An 18,033-nucleotide genomic window follows, 5' to 3' on the forward strand; every position below is an offset into this window, starting at 1 on the left:
GATGTACCAATAATATAATTTTTTATGAAAAGATATTTTTTCTTTGCAGTGCTATTTTTTACTTTTTTTTGGGGATGTAAACCTCGTAAAATCGAATCACAAAAACCTAAACTTGTTGTAGGTATTGTGGTAGATCAAATGCGTTATGATTATTTAACTCGTTTTTATAAAAGATATTCAGAGAATGGTTTTAAAAGGATTTTAAAAAATGGGTTTTCTCTTGAAAATGCTCATTATAATTATTTACCAACATATACAGCTGTTGGTCATTCATCTATATACACAGGCACCACACCTGCAAACCATGGCATAATAGGTAATAATTGGTACGATAATTTTTTAAAAAAATCTATTTATTGTGTTGATGATTCTAGATATACAACCGTAGGTAATTTAAGTAATGCTGGTAAAAAATCGCCCTATAGATTATTTACAACTACGGTAACAGATCAGTTAAAATTAGCTCAAAATATGAACGGTAAATCTATTGGAATTGGTATTAAAGATAGATCTGCAATTTTACCTGCTGGTCATACAGCTGATGCTGCGTATTGGTTTTATGGTAAAAATGATCCAAAATGGATTAGTTCTTCTTTTTACATGAATAAACTGCCTAAATGGGTGCTTGATTTTAATAATAATGGTAAAGCTGAAGAGTATTTAAAAGAACCTTGGAATACTCTATACGATATAGAAACGTATATTAATAGTATTACTGATGATAATATTTTTGAGGGGAAATTTACAGGTGAAACCACAACATCTTTTCCTCATAATATTCCGTCTTTAAAAGCTAAAAACGATAATTTTAATATATTAAAATCGATTCCTGCTGGAAACAGTTATACAGCAGATTTTGCAAAAGCAGCAGTTATTGGCGAAAATTTGGGTAAAAGTGAATACACCGATTTTTTAGCTGTTAGCTTTTCTTCTACAGATTATATTGGACACAAATTTGGACCAGCATCTATAGAAATTGAAGATACTTATTTACGTTTTGACAAAGATTTAGCAGATTTATTACTTTTTTTAGATAAACAAGTTGGTAAAGATAAATACACTATTTTTCTTACAGCAGATCATGCAGCTGTTCACGTACCTGCGTATTTACAATCTTTAAAAATTCCTGCTCATTATTTAAACTCTACTCAACTTAAAGAATCTATTTTATCAATCACAAAAAAATATTTTAATTCAGTTGATTTGATCGAAAACATATCTAACTATCAAATTTTTTTAAATAAAGAAAAAATTGAGTCTTTAGGGTTTACAAAGCATCAAGTTGCTGAAAAAATAGTTGCGGAAATTATTGATTTTGATGGCATATATAAAGCTGTTACTGCAAAAACCTTACAAACCAGTCATTTTTCTGATGGCATTATGAATACGCTACAAAATGGATATAATCAAAAACTATCTGGTGATGTTTTAATGATTCCTTATCCTGCAACTTTAAATCGTGGGAAAACTGGTACTTCTCATGGCTCTGGCTATTCGTATGATACGCATGTGCCCATCATTTTTTACGGAAACGGAATAAAGAAAGGGGTTTCTAAAAAGCGTTATAATATTATAGATATAGCACCTACAATTGCAAATATTTTAAAAATAGAAGCACCCAATTCTTCTACAGGAAAAATTATTGAAGAAGCTTTACAAAAATAATTTTGTTTTTATAGCATATCAAACATCGACTAAATATAATTTATTAAATTTTAGTCGATGTTGTGTGTTGTTATGAAGCTTTTGGCAAGAAAATTTCAGCCATCATACAACGTGCACTGCCACCTCCACAAGTTTCTATAGTGTTTAAAGAGCTAGAAATAATTTGACAATGCTGAGTGATTGTTTTTCGTTGTTTTTCGGTTAAACAATTATATGCTGCTTGGCTCATCACTAAAAAGCGTTCGTCATTTTTACCTATAACTTGAAGCATGTTTCCTGCAAAATGATTTACTTGTTCTTCAGTTATATCAACAACTTGTTTTTTATCTTCTTTTAAATGTTTTAAAACATTTTTTCGTTCTTTTTTATCATCTATAGAAGATAAACAAATTACTGCAAAAGTTTCGGCAACACACATCATAACATTTGTATGATAAATTGCCTCTCTTTTTCCATCAACAGTTTGGTTTGCAGTAAAAATTACTGGAGTGTATTCAAAATCTTCACAAAACTCTATAAATAGGTCCTCATTTGCTCTTGGAGATAAAGCACAATATGCTTTTTTGTTAACCCTATCTAAAATCATACTTCCTGTACCTTCTAAGAAAACTTCTTCCTCTTCAGCTGAAGTATAATCTACTATATTTTTAATAATAAAACCTTCTTTTTCAACAGCTTCTAGAATTTCTTCACGCCTTTCTAAACGTCTATTTTCTGCAAACATAGGGTAAATAGCTACAGTTCCATCTGCATGAAATGAGTTCCAATTATTAGGAAAAATAGCATCTGGTGTATCAAACTCTTTGGTATCTTCTACTACAATTACTTGTACTCCAAAACTTTGTAATTTATCAACATAAGCATCAAACTCTTGTTGTGCTTTTTGGTTAATTTCAAAATTTTTTAAATCTATATCTTCTTGATAGTAGTTATTAATAGCAGTTTGCTCGTTTTTTCTGAAACTTGCAGGGCGAACCATTAAAATTGTATTTGTAGTTTGTTGCATTATCACCTAAATTAAAAAATAAAATTATTCTAGTTTTTCTGAATAGACCTGTTATAGTGATATTAATCTCTAATTAAAGGTAATGTAGAGCAGCGCAGTAATCCTTCTTGCTTTGCAATTTCTGCATAAGGTACCTCTTCTACTATAAAACCATTTTCTCTTAACCAGCTATTTAGTCTTGTAAAGTTCTTTTCTGAGATAATTACTTCTTCAGAGATCGAAAAAACATTACTATTCATGTTATACATTTCTTCTTTTGTAATTTCAAAGACATTTTCTTTTCCAAAGAAATCTAATAGCCATTGATATTCGTTTTCTATTAAAAATCCATTTTTATGCAATATTGCCTTATCTTTTCCTATGGGTTGAAAACAACAATCTAAATGTAGTGCATTTTCTTTAGCATTGGTATTAGATTTTCTTAACTCGAAAGGTTTTACTATTTTTTTTGGAAATAATTTTTGTAATTCTTTTACTGCTGCAGTATTGGTTCTTGCAGTGATATAATTTGGATAATCATTACCTGAATATGTACCAACAAAAATATAATCGTTCCAGGGCATCACATCTCCTCCTTCTACATGGCATTCGTCTGGTAAAACTATAATATTATCAGCATTAATTTGAGAAATTACTTTATCTATGGCTTTATATTCTTTCTGTCTATCAGGTAGAATATTGGCTTCTATAAATTTATCTTCGATAACAAAAGCGATATCTCTTGAAAAAATTTGATTATAATTTTCGATGATGTCTGGACGAAAAACTTGCACATCATATTTTTTAAAAACTTTAGCAACTGCTTCCATTTCTAGAATCATATCTTTTTCTTTAGGATATGTGCCTGCTAAAACATGTTCAATACTTTTTGGATCATAGCAATCATCTACCTTTGGTACACCTCCATTACTTTTTGCTGTACCTAAGATTACAGCTCTTAATCTAGAGGTTTCGTTTTGAATATTTAGTTGAAGCATATTTAAGAATTAAAAAAAGCTTCATAAATGTATGAAGCCTTTAATGTTGTGCAAAAATAATATTATTATCTATCTTTTTTTAATTTCTACAAATTCTCTGTAGTTTTCTCCAGTATAAATTTGTCTTGGACGACCAATTGGTTCTTTTCTTAATCTCATTTCTTTCCACTGTGCTATCCAACCTGGTAATCTTCCTAAAGCAAACATTACTGTAAACATTTCTACAGGAATCCCCATAGCTCTGTAAATGATTCCTGAATAGAAATCTACATTAGGATATAGTTTTCTATCTACAAAATATGGATCATTTAAGGCCTCTTGTTCTAAACCTTTAGCAATTTCTAGTATAGGATCGCTAACACCTAAATCGTTTAATACTTCGTCTGCTGCCTTTTTTATAATTCTTGCTCTTGGATCGAAATTTTTATACACTCTGTGTCCAAAGCCCATTAATCTAAAAGGATCATTTTTATCTTTTGCCTTAGCCATATATTTTTTGGTATCTCCACCATCTGCTTTAATAGCTTCTAACATTTCTAGTACAGCTTGATTTGCACCACCATGTAAAGGTCCCCAAAGTGCAGAAATACCGGCAGAAAGTGAGGCAAATAAACCTGCATGAGATGATCCTACGATTCTAACTGTAGATGTAGAACAATTTTGCTCATGATCTGCATGTAGAATTAACAGCTTGTCTAAAGCATTTTTAACTATTGGGTTAATTACAAAATCTTCGTTAGGTTGCTTAAACATCATATACATTAGGTTTTCTACGTAACCTAAGTTTTTTCTACCATAATTTAAGTGCAAACCTTGTTTTTTACGCATTGTCCATGCAACTAAAACAGGAAATTTACCTAAAATTCTAACGATGGCATGATACATGTCTTCTCTAGATTCAATATTTACTGAAGCAGGGTTAAAGGCTGTTAATGCACTTGTTAAAGATGATAAAACACCCATTGGATGTGCATTTCTTGGAAAGGCCTCTATAATTTTTCTAACATCGTCATCTACTAAAGAATGGTCTCTAATGTCTGAATGAAATTTATTTAGTTGCTCTGTAGTTGGTAAATCTCCGAAAATTAAGGCATATGCAGTTTCTAAAAAATCTGCTTTTTCTGCTAACTCTTCAATAGAATAGCCTCTGTATCTTAAAATTCCTTTTTCACCATCTAAGAAAGTTATCGCACTTTCACAAGACCCTGTGTTTTTGTACCCAGGATCGATAGTAATGACTCCGTTAGTAGCTGATCGTAATGTTTTTATATCAATTGCGACTTCATTTTCAGTTCCTTTAACAAGTGGAAACTCGTATAAATTTTCTCCTATCTGTAACTTAGCGATATCTGGCATTTAAAGATTTTTTTATGTATTGTTCGTATCGCGAAGATACCAAATTATTGAAGATTTTAAAAGGTGTTGTAGATAGATTTTAGATATTAAAAAATAAGGTTAATCGATTAATCAGAAAAGGTACCAAATAACAAAACCCTGTAAAAAATTACAGGGCTTTTTAAGGTTACAGATTAAAACTTTATTTAAATTTTAAAAGCTTTTTCTTGAGGAAAATAAGCTGTTTCCGCTAATTCTTCTTCAATTCTTAATAATTGATTGTATTTTGCCATTCTATCTGAACGAGAAGCAGAACCTGTTTTAATTTGTCCACAATTTAATGCAACAGCTAAATCTGCAATTGTATTATCTTCTGTTTCTCCAGATCTATGAGACATTACAGACGTATATCCTGCGTTTTTAGCCATATTAACAGCTGCAATTGTTTCTGTTAAAGAACCTATTTGGTTTACTTTAATTAAGATAGAATTTGCTATTCCGTTTTCGATTCCTCTAGACAAACGCTCTACATTAGTAACAAATAAATCATCACCAACTAATTGTACTTTATCACCAATTTTTTCGGTTAAGTATTTCCATCCTTCCCAGTCATTTTCATCCATACCATCCTCTATAGAAATAATAGGATATTTGGCTGCTAATTCTGCTAAATAGTCAGCTTGTTCTTGACTAGTTCTAACTACACCTTTACTACCTTCAAATTTGGTGTAATCGTAAGCACCATCAACATAAAATTCTGCTGCAGCACAGTCTAAAGCTATTTTTACTTCATCACCAAAGGCGTAGCCAGCATTTTTTACAGCTAAAGCAATGGTTTCGATTGCATCTTCTGTACCATCTAAAGTTGGTGCAAAACCTCCTTCATCACCTACAGCAGTAGATAAATTTCTATCGTGTAATACTTTTTTTAAGTTATGAAAAATTTCAGAACCCATTTTCATAGCTTCCGTAAAATTTTTAGCTTTAACCGGCATTACCATAAATTCTTGAAATGCGATAGGCGCATCTGAATGAGAACCTCCATTGATAATATTCATCATTGGTACAGGTAAAGTATTTGCAGAAACCCCACCTACGTATCTATACAAAGGCATTGCTAATTCGTTTGCAGCAGCCTTTGCAGCAGCTAATGAAACACCTAAAATAGCGTTAGCACCTAATTTAGATTTATTTGGAGTACCATCCAAATCAATCATTAACTGATCTATTGCATTTTGTTCAAAAACAGAGGTACCAAGTAATTCTTCTGCAATAATATTATTTACATTGTCAACAGCTTTAAGAACTCCTTTACCCATGTAATCTTTTCCTCCATCTCTTAATTCTACTGCTTCATGTTCTCCTGTAGATGCCCCAGAAGGTACTGCAGCTCTACCTAAAATCCCATTTTCAGTAGTTACATCTACTTCTACAGTTGGGTTACCTCTTGAATCAAAAATTTGACGTGCGTGAACGCTAATAATAATGCTCATTTTTATGATGTTTGTTTAATTAATTAAAACTTTTATTATAGTGCTAATTTACGAAAATGTAACAAGTTAATGATAAAATGATTTTGATTAATTACGAAAACGATTACTGTTAGTAACAAAAAAACCCACTCAGTAAACTGAGTGGGAAAATTGCTATGAAAAAGAATGTGATTTTGCAATCACACTACAAATATACTTTGAATATTTAACTAATCACCAAAAAAAAGGTGAATAACCGAAAAGAAACGATGATTGACGAAGAAGTTACGACAAAACTTTTTTAGAAGCTTTTATATTTTCTATAAATTGATCAAATAAATATTCAGAATCATGTGGCCCAGGGCTTGCTTCTGGATGATATTGTACAGAAAAAACGTTCTTATCTTTTATACGAATACCTGCAACTGTATGATCGTTTAAATGAACATGTGTAATTTCTACATTCTCATTTTCTTCGGTTTCTTCTCTATTAATAGCAAAACCATGGTTTTGGGATGTAATTTCTCCTTTACCCGTTAATAAATTTTTAACTGGATGATTAATACCTCTATGACCATTGTGCATTTTGTAGGTAGAAATATTTTGTGATAAGGCAATTACCTGATGTCCTAAACAGATGCCAAATAATGGTAGGTTTCTTTCAATAATTTCCTTGGCTACTTTTTGTGCTTCTACTAAAGGCTCTGGATCTCCAGGTCCGTTAGAAATAAAATATCCATCAGGATTAAATGCTGCTAAATCTGAAAAACTAGAATTATATGGAAATACTTTTATATACGCACCTCTTTTTGCTAAATTTCTTAAGATGTTCTTTTTGATACCTATATCTAATGCGGATATTTTAAGGTCAGCATTTTCGTCACCAACAAAATAGGGCTCTTTTGTAGATACTTTAGAAGCTAATTCTAAACCTTCCATACTTGGCACAGCTGCTAATTGTTCTTTAAGAGCATCAATATTATCAACCTCTGTAGAAATGATTGCGTTCATTGCTCCATTATCTCTTATGTAAGATACCAAGGCTCTAGTATCTACATCAGAAATTGCAACTAAATTATGTTTGATAAACCAATCTTTTAGATTACCATCAGAATCTACACGTGAATGGGTAAAGCTAAAATTTCTACAAATTAAACCTGCAATTTTAATTCCATCAGATTCCACTTCATTATCATTAACTCCATAATTACCAATATGAGCATTTGTTGTAACCATTAACTGACCAAAATAAGAAGGATCTGTGAAAATTTCTTGATAACCTGTCATACCTGTATTGAAACAAATTTCTCCTGTTGATGTTCCCTCTATTCCAACAGATTTCCCATAGAAAATTGTTCCGTCTGCTAATAAAACCAAAGCTTTTTTTCTTGTCTGATACTTCATAGATGTATTCTTAGTTGTAATTTTATTGTGTTTTGTAACTATTTTTATAATTTATTATAATAATTCAATATTTTTTTTAAATCAGTATACCTTTTGAACGATAATTTATTTTTTTTTGCAAAAGTTACTACTTGATTTTTTAATTTACCATCGATAAGATTTATTATTACCTTTTTTTTAAGTCTACTAAAACTAGCTGATTTATTATTAGTTACATTTTCAAAAATATATTCCTTTTTTTTAACAAAATGTTCTGGTTTTATCAATTTACCATTCATTTTATCAAACTCTTTCTCTTTTCTTTTAGAAAACAACTTCAAATATAAATTTAATTTATCTCCTTCAACAGATTTCTCATAAATATATTTTTCTTTTTTTATGTACTCTCTATTATTTACAAAAGCCTTATTTATATTTGTAAATGTATATAAACTGTCATTTTTAAATTTCGAAACAAACAAATTACTAACCAAATCTATGTTAAAATTAGTAATTTTAAATTTTTTATTTGAACGGTCTACAATTATAGCTTTGTTGTTAAAGTTATCAAACAAAAAAACCTTTTTAATATTGACTTTAGATTTAGGTGATAAAACATATATACCTGCTGTTGTTCCTAAATGCTGTGAATTTGGATTAGAGTCAGTGCCTCCTAAGGCAGCTGACTGAGCCTGTATTACAATAGTGTTTAATACAAGTAAAATGATGATTAGCGGTGTAGTTAGTTTCATTTTGTTTTAATTTATTATAAATAAAAAGGATAAACGTAAACGTTTATCCTTTTAATATGCTCTTAAAAAAAATCATTTCTTAATCTTCTGATTTTTCTTCTGTTGTTGATGTTTCTGCCTGAACCTTAGTTTCAGTTTTTTTACCTCCACCTCTTCTACTTCTTCTTGTAGATTTTTTGATTTTAGCACCTTTAGGGTTGTAAATTTCGTTGTAATCAACCAATTCTACCATTGCCATTGGAGCATTATCTCCCTGACGATTTCCTAATTTAATGATACGAACATAACCACCTGGTCTGTCTGCTACTTTTACAGATACTTCTCTAAAAAGTTCAGTAACCGCATATTTATCACGTAGATAAGAAAATACAACACGTCTATTGTGAGTTGTATCTGACTTAGATTTAGTAATTAATGGCTCTACAAAAACTCTTAATGCTTTTGCTTTAGCAACTGTAGTATTAATACGTTTGTGTTCTATTAAGGAACAAGCCATATTAGCTAACATCGCTTTTCTGTGCGCTGTTTTTCTACCTAAATGATTGTGTTTTTTTCCGTGTCTCATTGTGACGTTTGTTTTAGGTTTTCATCTTGCTTCTACCCTTTTTGAGGAGCAAACTATGAAAAATTATAATTATATTATCTTTAAGAAATTAATTGAATTAATCTCTATCTAACTTATATTTTGTTAAATCCATTCCGAAACTTAAACCTTTAACAATAACTAATTCTTCGAGTTCTGTTAATGATTTTTTACCAAAGTTTCTAAACTTCATTAAATCACTTTTGTTAAAAGAAACTAAATCTCCCAATGTATCTACTTCTGCAGCTTTTAAACAATTTAAAGCTCTAACAGATAAATCCATATCGATTAATCTAGTTTTTAATAATTGACGCATATGTAATGATTCTTCATCATATGTTTCTGTTTGTGCAATTTCATCTGCCTCTAAAGTGATACGCTCATCAGAGAATAACATAAAGTGGTGAATTAATATTTTTGCAGCTTCAGTTAATGCGTCTTTTGGATTGATTGATCCATCAGTATCGATATCGAAAACTAATTTTTCGTAATCCGTTTTTTGTTCTACACGATAATTTTCGATTGCATATTTCACATTCTTAATTGGTGTGTAAATAGAATCTGTAAAGATTGTACCAATTGGTGCAGAAGCTTTTTTATTTTCTTCTGCTGGCACAAATCCTCTACCTTTTTCTATAGTAATTTCTGCATTCAATTTTACAGATTTCTCCATATTACAAATCACTAAATCTGGATTTAATACTTGAAAACCAGAAATAAACTTCTGTAAATCGCCAGCAGTAAATTGCTCTTGACCAGATACTGAAACAGATACAGTTTCTCTATCAGTTTCATCTATTTGTTTCTTAAAACGAACTTGTTTTAAGTTTAAGATAATTTCTGTAACATCTTCTACAATTCCAGGAACTGTAGAAAACTCGTGCTCTACACCATCTACTCTTAATGATGTAATTGCAAAACCTTCTAAAGATGATAATAATACTCTTCTTAAAGCATTACCCACAGTTAAACCAAAACCTGGTTCTAATGGTCTGAATTCAAATCTACCTTTAAAATCGGTAGATTCAATCATAATTACTTTATCTGGTTTTTGAAAATTTAAAATTGCCATAGTTTTCTTCGTTTTAATTGTTATTTGGTTGCGCGGTTTATAAGTGTGAAGAAATACGAATAAACCCTTTGGCCAAATACCAATGTGAATAGATTATTATTTAGAATATAATTCTACTATTAATTGTTCTTTAATGTTTTCTGGAATCTGTAATCTTTCTGGTGCTTTTACAAAAGTTCCTGACTTTGTATCATTATTAAAAGTTAACCATTCGTAAACATTATTATTTGATGCTAATGCATCTTCGATAGCTACTAAAGACTTCGATTTTTCTCTTACAGCAACAACATCACCCTCTTTTAAACTATAAGAAGGTATGTTAACAATTTCTCCGTTAACAGTAATGTGTCTATGAGAAACTAATTGACGAGCTCCACTTCTAGAATTAGAAATTCCCATTCTGTAAACAACGTTATCTAAACGAGATTCACATAATTGTAAAAGGATTTCACCAGTAATTCCTTGAGATGCTGACGCTTTTTTAAATAAGTTACTGAACTGACGCTCTAAAATACCATAAGTATATTTTGCTTTTTGCTTCTCCATTAATTGAGTAGCATATTCAGATTTTTTTCCTCTTCTTCTTGCATTACCATGCTGTCCTGGAGGAAAATTTCTTTTTTCGAAGTTTTTGTCTTCGCCAAAAATTGCTTCACCAAATTTACGAGCAATTTTAGTTTTTGGTCCTGTATATCTTGCCATTTTGTTTGTGTTATAGATAGGGATTATGAATTAAGGCTTATCCTTCGCTAATCTGAATCCTATCAAATTAAAATATAATATTTATTGTTATAAGAAGATGCTGAAACTAGTTCAGCATCTAATTTGAATAAGATTCAAATTATACTCTTCTTCTTTTAGGTGGACGACATCCATTGTGAGGAATAGGAGTTACATCAATAATTTCTGTAACTTCGATACCTGCATTATGAATAGATCTAATTGCAGATTCTCTACCATTACCTGGTCCTTTTACATACACTTTTACTTTACGTAAACCTGCTTCTTTAGCTACTGCTGCACAATCTTCTGCTGCTAATTGAGCTGCATAAGGAGTATTCTTTTTAGAACCTCTAAAACCCATTTTACCTGCAGACGACCATGAAATTACGTCTCCTCTTTTATTTGTTAAAGATATAATGATGTTATTGAAAGATGCTGTTACGTGCGCTTCTCCAATTGCATCAATAATTACTTTACGTTTTTTTGAACTTGCTTTTGCCATAATAATAAATGTTTAGTTAATCTGTTTAGCAAATTGTTTTTTATAAAAACGGCACACTAAACCATAACTAGGTTAATCAACTAACTTATTTTTTCTTGTTAGCTACTGTTTTTCTCTTACCTTTTCTAGTACGAGAGTTGTTTTTAGTTCTTTGACCTCTTAAAGGTAACCCTAATCTGTGACGGATTCCTCTCTGACATCCAATATCCATCAAACGTTTGATGTTTATTTGAACTTCTGAACGTAATTCACCTTCAATTGTAAAAGTTCCTACTTGCTCTCTAATTGATGCAATTTGATCATCAGTCCAATCTTGAACTTTAATACTTTCGTCAACTTTTGCGTTAGCTAAAATTTCTTTAGCTCTACTGTTTCCTATACCAAAGATGTAAGTTAAAGCAATAACTCCTCTTTTATTCTTTGGAATATCAATACCTGCTATTCTTGCCATTACCCTTGTCTTTGTTTAAATCTAGGATTTTGTTTATTAATTACATATAATCTACCTTTTCTGCGTACTATTTTGCAGTCGGCACTTCTTTTTTTAACTGATGCTCTAACTTTCATCTGTATATTTTTTTAGTATCTGTAAGTAATTCTTGCTTTTGTTAAATCGTAAGGACTCATTTCTAATTTTACCTTATCACCTGGTAATAATTTAATATAATGCATACGCATTTTACCCGAAATGTGAGCCGTTACAATATGTCCGTTTTCTAATTCTACACGAAACATTGCATTAGATAATGCTTCTGTTATTGTTCCATCTTGTTGAATTGCGGGTTGTTTAGCCATTTTACTTATTCGATTTTCTGTTACTATTTCCTGGTTTCATTAAACCATCATAATGACGATTTAATAGATATGAATTTATTTGTTGTAATGTATCAATTGCAACACCAACCATAATGATTAATGATGTACCACCATAAAACATGGCCCAACTTTGTTGTACTCCAAATTGTACTACGATTGCAGGCAAGATTGATAATGCTGCTAAAAATAAAGATCCTGGGAATGTTATTCTAGATAATACAGAGTCTAATCGATCTGCAGTATCTTTTCCTGGTCTGATTCCTGGTATAAACCCACCACTTCTTTTTAAATCTTCTGCCATTTTATTCGTAGGAATAGTGATAGCAGTGTAGAAATAACTAAAAATGATGATTAGTAAAGCAAAAATAACATTATACTGCCATCCATTGGAATCTGTTAAGCCAACTAAAGCTGGAAATTTCTGACCTAAAGCTAAAGGCACAAACATGATGGCTTGAGCAAATATAATTGGCATTACACCTGCTGCGTTTAACTTTAAAGGGATATAATCTCTAGATCCAGCAACATTTTGTGTGTTACCAGCAACTGTTCTTCTTGCATATTGTACTGCAATTTTACGAACGGCAGTTACCAATAGTACAGTTAATAAAATTACAACAAACCATAAAATAATTTCTATTAAAATCATCATTAACCCACCAGCTCCTGCATTTTCTGTTTTAGAAACAAACTCTTGCAAAAATGCAGCTGGAAAATTAGCAACAATCCCAACAGTAATCAATAAAGATATACCATTACCAACACCTTTGTCAGTGATTCGTTCACCTAACCACATGGCAAAAATTGTACCTGCAGTTAAAATAATTATAGAGGAAACCCAAAAAGTAACGCCAGGCACTAAAAAAGCTTCTGGACCTAAACCGAATTGAGTTTTAATAGCAGTAATATATGTTGGTGCTTGTACCAAAGTGATACCAATGGTAAGCCATCTTGTTATTTGTGTAATTTTCTTTCGTCCACTTTCTCCATCCTTTTGTAATTTTTGTAAATACGGAACTGCAATTCCCATCAACTGAACTACAATAGAAGCAGAAATATAAGGCATAATACCAAGTGCCATTACTGACGCTCTAGCAAATGCCCCTCCTGTAAATGCATTTAATAATCCTAAAAGACCACCTGAAGTACTGTCTTTTAATGCCGCTAATTGCAATGGATCTATTCCTGGTAAAGGTACAGAAGCCATAAAGCGATATACAGCAATTAATCCGACAGTAAGAAGAATTTTGTTTTTTAATTCTTCTATACTAAAAATCTCTTTTAATTTATTAATCAAATTCATCATTTACTATTATAAAGCAACAGCTTCTCCTCCAGCTGCTTCAATTGCAGCTTTAGCTGATGCTGTAAATTTATGTACGGTTACGGTTAATTTAGCTTTTAGCTCGCCACCACCTAATATTTTAACTAAGTCGTTTTTGCTTGCCAATCTATTAGCAACTAAATCATCTAATGTAACTGTATCTGTTATTTTTCCGCTATCAACTAAAGATTGTATTTTATCTAAATTGATTCCTTGGTATTCTTTTCTATTGATATTTGTGAAACCAAATTTTGGAACACGTCTTTGAAGTGGCATTTGACCTCCTTCAAAACCAATTTTACGAGAATAACCTGAACGAGATTTAGCCCCTTTGTGACCTCTAGTTGAGGTACCTCCATGACCAGAACCTTCACCACGTGCGATTCTTTTCTCTTTTTTAACAGATCCTTCTGCTGGTGTTAAGTTATGTAAACTACTCATTTTAAATATCTTATTTTAATTCCTCTACAGAAACTAAATGTGAAACTTTATTTACCATACCAACAATCGACGGAGTTGCCTCGTGCTCAACTGTTTGGTTCAATCTACGTAAACCTAAAGCCTCTAAAGTTCTTTTCTGATTCTTAAGACGCCCGATTTGACTTTTTATTTGTGTAACTTTAATTTTTGCCATCGTTCTTAGATTTATCCGTTAAATACTTTTTCTAAAGAAATACCTCTTTGCTTCGCAATGGCAGTAGCACTACGCAATTGTAATAAAGCATCAAATGTTGCTTTTACTGCATTATGAGGGTTTGAAGATCCTTGAGATTTAGATAATACATCGTGTACACCTACAGACTCTAACACTGCACGAACTGCACCACCAGCAATAACCCCTGTACCAGGAGAAGCTGGTTTGATGAATACTTTTGCACCACCAAATTTACCTTTTTGCTCGTGAGGTAAGGTACCTTCTAAAATTGGTATTCTTACTAGATTTTTTTTGGCATCTTCTACTGCTTTTGCAATTGCTGAAGATACATCTTTAGATTTACCTAATCCGTGACCAACAACTCCATTACCATCACCAACAACAACGATAGCAGAGAAACCAAATGCTCTACCTCCTTTTGTTACTTTAGTTACACGTTGTACACCTACTAATCTATCTACAAGCTCTAATCCACTTGGCTTAACTCTTTCTACGTTTTTATAACCTTGCATAATTTCTTAAAATTTTAAACCAGCTTCTCTTGCAGCATCTGCTAATACTTTAACTCTACCATGGTATAAATAACCATTTCTATCGAAAGCAACTGTTTCTACTCCTGCCTTAGCTGCTTTCTCTGCGATTGCTTTACCAACAGCTTTAGAAGCCTCAACTTTCGTTTCTGCTTTTATATCTCTAGACGATACAGAAGCTAATGTTGCTCCTTTTACATCGTCTACTAATTGAGCGTATATTTCTTTGTTACTTCTGTAAACCGATAATCTTGGTTTAGCAGCTGTGCCAGTGATAATCTTTCTGATTCTACGCTTAATTCTAGTTCTTCTTTGTAATTTTGATAATGCCATAATGCTATATCTTATGCAGATTTACCTGCTTTTCTTCTTAATACTTCACCCACAAACTTAATACCTTTACCTTTGTAAGGTTCTGGTCTACGGAAACCTCTAATTTTAGCAGCCACTTGACCCACCAATTGCTTGTCGAACGAAGTTAGTTTAACGATTGGATTTTTTCCTTTTTCTGAAACTGTTTCAACTTTAACTTCTGGAGCTAATTCTAAAACAATATTATGTGAAAAACCTAAAGCCAAATCTAATTTTTGACCTTGATTGGATGCTCTATAACCCACACCTACCAATTCTAATTCTTTAGTCCAACCTTTGGAAACGCCCTCAATCATATTATTGATTAAAGATCTCATTAAACCATGTTGTGCCTTATGGTCTTTACTTTCTGAAGCCCTATTACAAACTACAGCACCATCTTCTATTTTAACTGTAATACCATCAGATATTGTTTGAGATAACTCACCCAATTTACCTTTTACAGTAATTACATTGTCTTTTATGCTTACATCTACACCTTGTGCGATGCTAACGGGATTTTTTCCTATTCTACTCATCTTTCAAGATTTAATAAACGTAACATAAAACTTCTCCTCCAACATTTTCCATACGTGCCTTTTTGTTTGTCATTACACCTTTTGATGTAGAAACAATAGCAATACCAAGTCCGTTTAATACTCTTGGCATCTCTTTAGAGCCAACATACTTACGTAAACCTGGTGTACTGATTCGTTGAATTTTTCTGATTACTGACTCTTTTGTGTCTTTGTCATACTTAAGTGCAATTTTAATGGTTCCTTGAACGGACTCATCATTAAATTGATAACTTAAAATATACCCTTGATCAAACAAAATTTTAGTCATTTCCTTCTTCAAATTTGAAGCTGGAACTTCTACTACTCTGTGTCCTGCTGCGATTGCATTTCTTACTCTAGTAAGAAAATCGGCGATTGGATCTGTATACATATTTAATTAAATTGTGATTACGGTTTTCAATAATCTCTATTTACCTACAGCTAAGCTGTGAATATCGAACCTATAATCTGTTAAAATCTCTGTACTCAAAAAAATAGAGCGTGCAAATGTACACATTCTATTTTTATTTTTAAGGTTTAATATTAATTTTCTACCAGCTGGCTTTTTTTACACCTGGTATTAAACCTTGATTTGCCATTTCTCTGAACGTTACACGAGAGATACCAAATTGTCTCATATATCCTTTTGGACGACCAGTTAATTTGCATCTGTTGTGCATTCTAATTGGTGATGCATTCTTTGGTAATTTTTGCAATGCTTCATAGTCTCCAGCTTCTTTTAAAGCCTTTCTCTTTTCTGCATATTTTGCAACTGTTTTTGCTCTTTTACGTTCGCGAGCTTTCATTGATTCTTTAGCCATTTCTTAATTTTTTTTGAATGGTAAACCTAATTCTCCTAATAATGACTTTGCTTCTTTATCAGTATTTGCAGACGTTACAAATGTAATATCCATTCCTCCGATTTTCTTAACTTTGTCAATATTGATTTCTGGGTAGATGATTTGTTCAGTAATACCTAAATTGTAATTACCTCTTCCATCAAATCCATTAGCTTTTATACCGTTAAAATCTCTAACACGTGGTAAAGATGCTGTAACTAATCTATCTAAAAATTCGTACATTTTATCACCTCTTAACGTAACTTTTGCACCAATTGGCATTCCTTTACGTAATTTAAATGATGCAACATCTTTTTTAGACATCGTAGAAATTGCTTTTTGACCAGTAATGTTTGTCAACTCTTCTACAGCATAATCTATTAATTTCTTATCTGCAATTGCAGCACCAACACCTTTAGAAACCACTATTTTTTCTAATTTAGGTACTTGCATTACATTCTTATAACTGAATTCTTCAGTAAGAGTTTTTATAACTCTTTCTTTGTATTCTGCTTTTAATCTTGGTACGTAACTCATGATTACTACTATTTATTCGTTTTTTTAGAGATTCTAGTTTTAGTATCTCCATCAACATTATAACCAACTCTTACAGCAACACCATCTTCAACTAACATAACATTAGAAATGTGTAATGATGCTTCTTTTTTTACAATACCACCTTGAGGATTTTGAGCACTAGGTTTTGTATGCTTAGAAACTAAGTTTACACCTTCTACTATTACTCTATCTTTATCCTTGATAATTTGTAGTACTTTGCCTTCAGATCCTTTATTATCCCCTGCAATTACTTTTACAGTATCTCCTGATTTTAATTTGAACTTCTTCATTTTTATGTAAGGATTTACAGCACTTCAGGTGCTAATGATACTATTTTCATGAATTGTTTCTCACGAAGCTCACGAGCAACAGGACCAAATACACGTGTTCCTCTCATTTCCTCTGTAGGATTTAAAAGTACACAAGCATTATCATCAAATCTAATGTATGATCCGTCTTTACGTCTAACTTCTTTTTTTGTTCTTACAACAACTGCTCTAGATACTTGACCTTTTTTTACAGTTCCGTTAGGAGTTGCAGCTTTAACAGATACCACAATCTTGTCTCCAATACTTGCGTAACGTTTTTTTGTTCCTCCTAAAACTCTAATTACTAAAACTTCTTTTGCTCCAGTATTGTCTGCTACTTTTAATCTTGATTCTGTCTGTAACATATTATTTAGCTCTTTCTAGGATTTCTACTAATCTCCAACGTTTAGATTTACTCATAGGTCTTGTTTCCATGATCCTTACAGTATCTCCTTCGTTGCAATCATTCTTTTCGTCGTGTGCAACATACTTTTTCGTTTTTAAAACGAACTTACCGTACATTGGGTGTTTAACTCTCTTAGTTTCTGATACAACAATAGATTTCTCCATTTTGCTACTAGAAACAACACCAATTCTCTCTTTTCTAAGATTTCTTTTTTCCATC

General features: G+C 31.6%; 26 protein-coding genes. 1 reads left to right on the top strand and 25 read right to left on the bottom strand.

The window, feature by feature from the left end; genetic code table 11:
• Window positions 1-24 precede the first annotated feature (24 nt).
• Window positions 25-1,665 carry an alkaline phosphatase PafA gene (pafA, locus tag ACW9UN_RS03015; RefSeq protein ID WP_459483759.1) on the top strand — a complete coding sequence of 547 codons (1,641 nt, stop codon included), beginning with the start codon at window positions 25-27 and terminating at the stop codon, window positions 1,663-1,665.
• A 70-nt stretch (window positions 1,666-1,735) separates the two neighbouring features.
• Here the strand turns inward: pafA and ctlX are convergent, their stop codons facing one another.
• The 25 genes from ctlX to rpsQ form a co-directional block, all read right to left on the bottom strand.
• On the bottom strand, window positions 1,736-2,671 hold the full coding sequence (gene ctlX / locus ACW9UN_RS03020) for a citrulline utilization hydrolase CtlX (protein ID WP_459483760.1): 936 nt from the start codon (window positions 2,669-2,671) through the stop codon (window positions 1,736-1,738).
• A gap of 62 nt (window positions 2,672-2,733) precedes the next feature.
• Entirely contained in the window at window positions 2,734-3,648 is a 915-nt protein-coding gene (locus tag ACW9UN_RS03025; RefSeq protein ID WP_459483762.1) for a dimethylarginine dimethylaminohydrolase family protein, read from the bottom strand.
• Between the two features lie 69 nt (window positions 3,649-3,717).
• Window positions 3,718-5,004 (bottom strand): citrate synthase, encoded by a 1,287-nt coding sequence (locus ACW9UN_RS03030; protein WP_459483763.1) that lies wholly within the window; start codon window positions 5,002-5,004, stop codon window positions 3,718-3,720.
• Window positions 5,005-5,189: 185 nt separating this feature from the next.
• Entirely contained in the window at window positions 5,190-6,476 is a 1,287-nt protein-coding gene (gene eno, locus ACW9UN_RS03035) for a phosphopyruvate hydratase (protein WP_459483765.1), read from the bottom strand.
• Window positions 6,477-6,740: 264 nt separating this feature from the next.
• The gene (carA, locus tag ACW9UN_RS03040; protein WP_459483766.1) at window positions 6,741-7,859 is read right to left on the bottom strand and encodes a glutamine-hydrolyzing carbamoyl-phosphate synthase small subunit; all 1,119 of its coding nucleotides are present in this window, start codon (window positions 7,857-7,859) and stop codon (window positions 6,741-6,743) included.
• 44 nt (window positions 7,860-7,903) lie between these two features.
• Complete coding sequence (locus tag ACW9UN_RS03045) at window positions 7,904-8,590, bottom strand: hypothetical protein (RefSeq protein WP_459483768.1); 687 nt, start codon at window positions 8,588-8,590, stop codon at window positions 7,904-7,906.
• A gap of 79 nt (window positions 8,591-8,669) precedes the next feature.
• Window positions 8,670-9,155: a 50S ribosomal protein L17 gene (gene rplQ, locus ACW9UN_RS03050; protein ID WP_459483770.1), complete on the bottom strand. Its 486-nt coding sequence runs from the start codon at window positions 9,153-9,155 to the stop codon at window positions 8,670-8,672.
• A gap of 97 nt (window positions 9,156-9,252) precedes the next feature.
• A complete protein-coding gene (locus ACW9UN_RS03055) occupies window positions 9,253-10,245 on the bottom strand; it encodes a DNA-directed RNA polymerase subunit alpha (protein ID WP_459483771.1) in 993 nt (330 codons plus the stop codon).
• A 96-nt stretch (window positions 10,246-10,341) separates the two neighbouring features.
• Complete coding sequence (rpsD, locus tag ACW9UN_RS03060; RefSeq protein ID WP_459483772.1) at window positions 10,342-10,947, bottom strand: 30S ribosomal protein S4; 606 nt, start codon at window positions 10,945-10,947, stop codon at window positions 10,342-10,344.
• Window positions 10,948-11,086: 139 nt separating this feature from the next.
• Complete coding sequence (gene rpsK, locus ACW9UN_RS03065) at window positions 11,087-11,470, bottom strand: 30S ribosomal protein S11 (RefSeq protein WP_459483773.1); 384 nt, start codon at window positions 11,468-11,470, stop codon at window positions 11,087-11,089.
• Window positions 11,471-11,555: 85 nt separating this feature from the next.
• On the bottom strand, window positions 11,556-11,921 hold the full coding sequence (rpsM, locus tag ACW9UN_RS03070; RefSeq protein WP_459483775.1) for a 30S ribosomal protein S13: 366 nt from the start codon (window positions 11,919-11,921) through the stop codon (window positions 11,556-11,558).
• Window positions 11,921-12,037: a type B 50S ribosomal protein L36 gene (gene ykgO, locus ACW9UN_RS03075; protein ID WP_004568720.1), complete on the bottom strand. Its 117-nt coding sequence runs from the start codon at window positions 12,035-12,037 to the stop codon at window positions 11,921-11,923. The genes rpsM and ykgO overlap by 1 nt, the downstream gene beginning before the upstream one ends.
• A gap of 12 nt (window positions 12,038-12,049) precedes the next feature.
• Window positions 12,050-12,265, bottom strand: a complete 216-nt coding sequence (infA, locus tag ACW9UN_RS03080) for a translation initiation factor IF-1 (RefSeq protein WP_068206835.1) — start codon at window positions 12,263-12,265, stop codon at window positions 12,050-12,052.
• A gap of 1 nt (window position 12,266) precedes the next feature.
• Window positions 12,267-13,589, bottom strand: a complete 1,323-nt coding sequence (gene secY, locus ACW9UN_RS03085; RefSeq protein ID WP_459484036.1) for a preprotein translocase subunit SecY — start codon at window positions 13,587-13,589, stop codon at window positions 12,267-12,269.
• Between the two features lie 9 nt (window positions 13,590-13,598).
• Window positions 13,599-14,051, bottom strand: coding sequence for a 50S ribosomal protein L15 (rplO, locus tag ACW9UN_RS03090; protein WP_459483779.1), 453 nt, complete (start codon window positions 14,049-14,051; stop codon window positions 13,599-13,601).
• 10 nt (window positions 14,052-14,061) lie between these two features.
• Entirely contained in the window at window positions 14,062-14,244 is a 183-nt protein-coding gene (gene rpmD, locus ACW9UN_RS03095) for a 50S ribosomal protein L30 (protein WP_459483781.1), read from the bottom strand.
• A gap of 11 nt (window positions 14,245-14,255) precedes the next feature.
• Window positions 14,256-14,780: a 30S ribosomal protein S5 gene (rpsE, locus tag ACW9UN_RS03100; RefSeq protein WP_114425985.1), complete on the bottom strand. Its 525-nt coding sequence runs from the start codon at window positions 14,778-14,780 to the stop codon at window positions 14,256-14,258.
• Window positions 14,781-14,783: 3 nt separating this feature from the next.
• Window positions 14,784-15,128, bottom strand: a complete 345-nt coding sequence (gene rplR, locus ACW9UN_RS03105) for a 50S ribosomal protein L18 (protein ID WP_459483782.1) — start codon at window positions 15,126-15,128, stop codon at window positions 14,784-14,786.
• An 11-nt stretch (window positions 15,129-15,139) separates the two neighbouring features.
• Entirely contained in the window at window positions 15,140-15,685 is a 546-nt protein-coding gene (rplF, locus tag ACW9UN_RS03110) for a 50S ribosomal protein L6 (RefSeq protein ID WP_459483783.1), read from the bottom strand.
• A gap of 10 nt (window positions 15,686-15,695) precedes the next feature.
• Window positions 15,696-16,094 (bottom strand): 30S ribosomal protein S8, encoded by a 399-nt coding sequence (gene rpsH / locus ACW9UN_RS03115; RefSeq protein ID WP_459483784.1) that lies wholly within the window; start codon window positions 16,092-16,094, stop codon window positions 15,696-15,698.
• Between the two features lie 160 nt (window positions 16,095-16,254).
• The gene (rpsN, locus tag ACW9UN_RS03120) at window positions 16,255-16,524 is read right to left on the bottom strand and encodes a 30S ribosomal protein S14 (RefSeq protein ID WP_091891535.1); all 270 of its coding nucleotides are present in this window, start codon (window positions 16,522-16,524) and stop codon (window positions 16,255-16,257) included.
• A 3-nt stretch (window positions 16,525-16,527) separates the two neighbouring features.
• Window positions 16,528-17,079 carry a 50S ribosomal protein L5 gene (gene rplE / locus ACW9UN_RS03125; protein WP_459483785.1) on the bottom strand — a complete coding sequence of 184 codons (552 nt, stop codon included), beginning with the start codon at window positions 17,077-17,079 and terminating at the stop codon, window positions 16,528-16,530.
• Window positions 17,080-17,087: 8 nt separating this feature from the next.
• Complete coding sequence (gene rplX / locus ACW9UN_RS03130) at window positions 17,088-17,390, bottom strand: 50S ribosomal protein L24 (RefSeq protein ID WP_459483786.1); 303 nt, start codon at window positions 17,388-17,390, stop codon at window positions 17,088-17,090.
• Window positions 17,391-17,404: 14 nt separating this feature from the next.
• The gene (rplN, locus tag ACW9UN_RS03135) at window positions 17,405-17,773 is read right to left on the bottom strand and encodes a 50S ribosomal protein L14 (protein WP_068363309.1); all 369 of its coding nucleotides are present in this window, start codon (window positions 17,771-17,773) and stop codon (window positions 17,405-17,407) included.
• Between the two features lies 1 nt (window position 17,774).
• Entirely contained in the window at window positions 17,775-18,032 is a 258-nt protein-coding gene (gene rpsQ, locus ACW9UN_RS03140; protein WP_091891527.1) for a 30S ribosomal protein S17, read from the bottom strand.
• Window position 18,033 lies beyond the last annotated feature (1 nt).

It is taken from the genome of Polaribacter litoreus, from assembly GCF_054584775.1.